The sequence below is a fragment of the Cloacibacterium sp. Arc13 genome, assembly GCF_041431305.1.
GTDB classification, from domain to species: domain Bacteria; phylum Bacteroidota; class Bacteroidia; order Flavobacteriales; family Weeksellaceae; genus Cloacibacterium; species Cloacibacterium caeni_B.
The window spans coordinates 135762-142087 of record NZ_JASMRM010000008.1 but is presented as its reverse complement, the minus strand read 5'-3'; the positions used below and the strand labels follow the sequence as shown (position 1 = coordinate 142087).

The 6326-nt window shown below is 35.0% G+C and carries 4 protein-coding genes; 1 reads left to right on the top strand and 3 read right to left on the bottom strand.

Translation table 11 applies throughout. The features are described 5' to 3' along the window. Positions 1-105 precede the first annotated feature (105 nt). Positions 106-1260 (top strand): hypothetical protein, encoded by a 1155-nt coding sequence (locus tag QO190_RS08040; RefSeq protein ID WP_371462348.1) that lies wholly within the window; start codon positions 106-108, stop codon positions 1258-1260. Here QO190_RS08040 and metF read toward each other — a convergent pair. The 3 genes from metF to QO190_RS08025 all read right to left on the bottom strand — a co-directional run bounded on the left by metF (position 1257) and on the right by QO190_RS08025 (position 6310). Then, complete coding sequence (gene metF, locus QO190_RS08035; protein WP_371462346.1) at positions 1257-2219, bottom strand: methylenetetrahydrofolate reductase [NAD(P)H]; 963 nt, start codon at positions 2217-2219, stop codon at positions 1257-1259. The two genes, QO190_RS08040 and metF, sit on opposite strands and share 4 nt — an antisense overlap. 354 nt (positions 2220-2573) lie before the next feature. Further along, a complete protein-coding gene (gene metH / locus QO190_RS08030) occupies positions 2574-5228 on the bottom strand; it encodes a methionine synthase (RefSeq protein WP_371462344.1) in 2655 nt (884 codons plus the stop codon). A gap of 71 nt (positions 5229-5299) precedes the next feature. Continuing rightward, complete coding sequence (locus tag QO190_RS08025; protein WP_371462342.1) at positions 5300-6310, bottom strand: homocysteine S-methyltransferase family protein; 1011 nt, start codon at positions 6308-6310, stop codon at positions 5300-5302. Positions 6311-6326: the final 16 nt, after the last annotated feature.

Here is a 6326-nt window from a genome sequence, read left to right as displayed (position 1 = left end):
TACATTTAAAACAATGGAAAAAAATAAATCGTAACAGAATTAATTCTGCTACGATTTAACTATATTTGAATTATTAATGAGTCAACCTTTTTTAGGACAACTCATATGCTGAAATCTATTCTCGTTAATTCGCCAGAAACGCAAAAAGAATTTTTAGAATTTCCAGCTCGTTTGTTTAGAAACGAGAAAAATTACATTCGCCCTTTAGATAAAGACATTGAAGAAGTTTTTAATCCCAACAAAAATAAATTTTTCAGAAATGGAACGTGTGAAAGATTTCTTTTTAAAAATGCAGAAAATCAAACCGTAGGGAAAGTTGCGGTTTTTGTCAATCCAAAATATGAACAAAAGTTAAAAACTGGTGGATTTGGTTTCTTTGATTGTATCGATGACCAAGAAACGGCAAATTTCATCTTTGATTTTTGTAAAAATTGGTTGATGGAACGCGGAATGGAAGCAATGGACGGGCCGATAAATTTCGGGGAGCGAGACAAGTTTTGGGGTTTGCTCATTGAAGGATTTCATGAACCGTTGTACGGAATGAATTTTCATGCGCCGTATTATCAGAAATTGTTTGAAAATTATGGTTTTCAGATTTATTTTAATCAATTGTGTTACGGAAGAAAAGTCTACGATGAGGTTTCAGAAGTTTTTATGAATGGACATAGAATGAATGCCAAAAATCCAAATTTGAAAGCAGTTCATTGGAAAAAAAATCAATTGGAAAAATTTGCGCATGATTTTGCAGAAATTTACAACAAAGCTTGGGCAAATCATGGTGAAGGAAAGCAAATAGAAGCTAAAAAAGTGCTGAAAATGTTTCAGACCATGAAACCTATTTTAGACGAAAATATCTCTTGGTTCATTTACGAAAACGATAAACCCATTGCGATGTGGATTAACATTCCAGATTTGAATCAATGGTTTAAATACTTGAATGGGAAATTCGGTTGGATTGAAAAGTTGAAATTTTTATTGGCTAAATTTTTTATAAAAAATAAGAAAATGGTTGGCTTGGTTTTCGGAATTGTTCCAGAATGGCAAAGAAAAGGCATCGATGGATTTATGATTTGGGAAGGCACAAAACATTTCAGAAAAACCAGAAATTATACCGATTACGAAATGCAATGGATTGGAGATTTTAATCCAAGGATGATTAAAATTGCCGAAAATTTAGAAACGAAAGTCACGAGGAAACTTGCGACATATCGTTATATTTTTGACCGAAATCTTTCGTTTGAAAGACATAAAATGCTTTAGTCTTTAAACACTTCAGAAGCAATTCTCTTTACCACTTCGCTTTTTCCCATTGAATAATAATGAAGAACAGGAGCTCCGTTTTTCATTAAATCTTTGCTCTGCTGAATGCACCAGTTGATGCCGATTTCTTTTACTTCTTTGTTGTCTTTTGCTTTAGCAATGGCAATCACCAACTCGTTAGGCAAATCTACCTTGAAACGATGCGGAATCATGCTCAGCTGAGACTTGGTAGTAATTGGTTTTAATCCAGGAATAATAGGAACATTAATACCAGAAGTTCTGCATTTTTTTACAAAATCGTAATATTTTTGATTGTCGAAAAACATTTGCGTTACGATATAATCTGCGCCTGCTTCTACTTTTTTCTTGAGGTGGTAAATGTCCTGTTCCAGACTTGCTGCTTCCATGTGTTTTTCAGGATAACCCGCTACACCTATGTTAAAATCTGTACAAGCAGAATTTTCTAAACTTTCGTCTAGATAAGTTCCATGATTCATTTTCACGATTTGTTCTACCAAATCTTTGGCAAAAGCATGTCCGTTTTTCTCTGGTTTAAAATAGGTTTCTGTTTTCACTGCATCTCCTCTTAAAGCCACTACATTATGAATTCCCAAGAAATCGATGTCAATTAAGAAATTTTCGGTGTCTTCCTTAGAAAATCCACCACACAAAATATGCGGAACCGCATCTACACCATATTTATTCTGAATGGCAGCACAAATTCCCACAGTTCCCGGTCTTTTTTTTACTACTCGTTTTTCCAGAAGTCCATCTTCGCGTTCTACATATTCATATTCTTCACGATGGTACGTAACATCTATAAATGAAGGATTAAATTCCATCAATGGATCAATCGCATCAAATATTGACTGTATATTTTGACCTTTTAATGGTGGTAAAATCTCAAAAGAAAAAAGTGTTTTTCCGTTGGCGTTTTGTATGTGTTCTGTAACTTTCATTTGTCATTCCGAGGAACGAAGCAAGCTGTTCCTATTTTTTAAATATTTTAATTTTTTCTATTTTGGGCGTGTTCCATAAAAATCCAAAACTTAATCCAAGCTATTTTTATGAAACCGCGCTTTCCGTTGCAATCTTTTTTTGCCAAAGCTTTTTCCTAGCAAAAAAAGGATTTTCACTGCAATCGCTCACGCAAATATGCGCGCGTAACAATCTTTATTTTTTTAACATAGCGCTCCTACGGAGCGCCTCTTTACTGTCTATATTTTTTACACATATTATGTTCCTACGGAACATTTTTTTATCTGTGAAAATCTGCGAAAACGAAGTTTCGGCGTAGTCAAATCTGTGAGAAACTAATCCACCAAATTAGGAGATAACCATTTTTTAGCCAATTCTAAATTTATATTTTTTCTTTCGGCGTAATCTTTCAGCTGGTCTTCTGTAATTTTTCCTACTCCGAAATACTTCGCTTTTGGGTTTGCAAAATAATATCCAGAAACAGAAGCTGTAGGGAACATTGCCAAACTTTCTGTAAGTTCTAAACCAATATTTTCTTTCACTTTTAGTAAATCCCAAATCGTGGTTTTTTCCAAATGGTCTGGACAAGCAGGATAACCAGGAGCAGGACGAATTCCTACATATTTTTCAGAAATTAAATCTTCATTTTCTAGATGTTCATCACTAGAATAACCCCAAATTTCAATTCGTACTTTTTTGTGTAAATATTCTGCAAAAGCTTCTGCCAATCGGTCTGCTAATGCTTTTACCATAATCGCATTGTAATCATCATGCTCTGCTTCATATTTTTGTGCCAATTCATCGGTTCCAAAACCTGTAGTCACCGCAAAAGCACCGATGTAGTCTTGTTTTCCTGATGTTTTTGGAGCGATAAAGTCACTCAAAGCCAAATATTCTTTGCCATCAGATTTTTTATGTTGTTGACGAAGCGTTCTGAAAGTGAATGTTTCTTCACCATTTTTCAATTCAATATCATCTTTTTCATTAGAGTTCGCAGGAAAAATTCCGAAAATTGCTTTTGCAGTTAATAATTTTTCATCCACGATTTTCTTCAACATTTTTTGAGCATCTGCAAAAAGTTCTTTTGCGTGTTCTCCTACAATTTCATCTTCTAAAATCTGAGGATATTTACCAAATAAATCCCAACTTCTGAAAAACGGACTCCAATCAATATAAGGAATCAATTCTTCTAAGTTTTGATTTTCAATTAAATGAATACCTAAATTTTTAGGTTCAGAGATGGTCTCATTTTCCCAATCGATTTTGAATTTTTGATTTCTCGCTTCTTCTATCGAAATATATTCTTTGTCAACTTGTCTGTTTAAGAATTTTTCACGGAAATCTGCATAATCTGCTTTGAGTTCAGAAATAAACGCTCCATTTCTATTGCTCAACAAAGAACTTACCACACCAACTGCTCTAGAAGCATCATTTACATGAACCACAGCATTTTTATATTTCGGGTCTATTTTTACGGCAGTATGCGCTTTAGAAGTTGTGGCACCACCAATCATCAATGGGAAATTGAGGTTTTGACGCTCCAGTTCATTGGCAATATGTACCATTTCGTCTAAACTTGGTGTAATCAATCCGCTTAAACCAATCACATCTACTTTTTCTTGAATTGCTGTTTGAATAATTTTTTCGGCAGGAACCATCACTCCTAAATCTACAATTTCGTAATTGTTACAGCCCAAAACTACACTCACAATATTTTTACCAATGTCGTGAACATCGCCTTTTACCGTTGCCATCAATACTTTACCATTGGCTTTTTGTGCAGAATCTTTCTCAGCTTCTATAAACGGTTGAAGATAAGCCACTGCTTTTTTCATCACTCTCGCAGATTTTACCACTTGAGGAAGAAACATTTTTCCACTTCCGAATAAATCTCCCACTACAGACATTCCCGTCATTAGATTTCCTTCAATAACATCCAAAGGTTTTGCCGAAATTTTTCGTGCTTCTTCTACATCTTCCTCAATAAAACGGTCGATTCCTTTTACCAAAGAATGGGTGATTCTGTCTTGCAAAGGCTGATTTCGCCATGCTAAATCTTCTACTTTTTCTTTTTTTACAGATTTATGTTTTTCAGAATAATCCAATAATCTTTCGGTAGCATCATCTCTTCTGTCCAGCATTACATCTTCTACCAACTCCAACAAATCTTTAGGAATTTCGTCGTAAATTTCTAACATGGCAGGGTTTACAATTCCCATATTCATTCCCGCTTTGATGGCGTGATAGAGGAAAACTGAGTGCATCGCTTCTCTTACCGTATCATTTCCCCTAAACGAAAACGAAACGTTAGAAACACCACCAGAAACCGAAACGTAAGGTAAGTTTTCACGAACCCATTTTGTTGCTTCAATGAAATCCAATGCGTTTCTGCGATGTTCTTCCATGCCTGTTGCAACTGGGAAAATATTGAGGTCGAAAATAATGTCTTCCGCAGGAAAACGGACTGTGTTCGTTAAGAGTTTATAACTTCTTTTACAAATTTCTATTCTGCGTTCGTAATTATCAGCCTGTCCATTTTCATCAAAAGCCATTACAACTACTGCAGCACCATATCTTTTAATGGCTTTAGCTTGACGAACAAATTCTTCTTCACCACCTTTTAAACTGATGGAATTGACTACACATTTTCCTTGAACCACTTGCAAACCAGCTTCTAAAATTTCCCATTTAGAAGAATCTATCATCATTGGAATTCTGGAAATATCAGGTTCTGAGGCGATTAAATTCAAGAATTTAACCATGCAATATTTTCCGTCTAAAAGTCCATCATCAAAACAAATGTCTAAAATCTGTGCGCCACCTTCCACTTGATGACGAGCAATTTCTAAAGCTTCAGAAAATTTTTCTTCTTTAATCAATCTGAGAAATTTCTTAGAACCTGCTACATTGGTTCTTTCTCCAATATTGATAAAATTGGATTCTGGAGTTATAATTAAAGGTTCTAGACCCGAAAGTTTTAAATATTTCATATTATAAATGAGATAATTAGTTAATTTGAAAATAAGATAATGCTTGTGAAAAGCATCGCATTAACTCATCATCAAATTATCACATCAACTTTTCTTGGTTGATAATCTTTAACGATTTTTGCGATTGCTGCAATGTGGTCAGGAGTTGTTCCGCAACAACCACCAACGATATTTACCAATCCTTTTTCTGCATATTCACGGATTTGTTCTGCCATAAATTCTGGAGATTCATCGTATTGACCGAAAGCATTCGGTAAACCAGCGTTTGGATAAGCAGAAATGAAAAATTCAGAATTATTAGAAATGGTTTCTAAATAAGGTGTCAATTGTTTCGCTCCTAGAGCACAGTTAAATCCTACACTTAATAAGTTAAGATGAGATATTGAAACCAAAAATGCTTCAGCAGTTTGTCCGCTTAGCGTTCTTCCAGACGCGTCTGTGATGGTTCCAGAAACCATAATTGGAATCTGAATTTTTCTTTCTTCTTGAATTTGGTCTATGGCAAAAAGTGCAGCTTTTGCATTCAAAGTATCAAAAATGGTTTCTACCAAAAGGATATCAGAACCGCCATCTAAAAGTGCTTCTGCTTGTTGTTTGTAAGCAATTCTTAACTCTTCAAAAGTAATGGCTCTGTAACCAGGGTCATTTACATCCGGAGAAAGAGATGCAGTTTTATTAGTAGGGCCAATAGAACCTGCTACAAATCTTGGTTTTTCTGGAGTTAAAGCCGTGAATTCATCACAAACTTTTCTTGCAATTTTTGCGGATTCATAATTCAGTTCATACACCAAATCTTCCATGTGGTAATCTGCCATTGCAATGGTAGTCGCAGAAAAAGTATTGGTTTCGATGATGTCTGCACCAGCTTCTAAATATTTTTTGTGTACCGCTTCAATAGCATGAGGCTGAGTGAGAGAAAGTAAATCATTATTTCCCTTCAATGGAGATTCCCAGTTTTTAAATCTCTCGCCACGATAGTCTTCTTCCGTAAACTGATATCGCTGAAGCATAGTTCCCATAGCTCCGTCTAGAACGAGGATTCTTTGCTGTAAATTTTGATAAAGTATGTCGCTATTTTGCATTTCAATGTGATTAAAA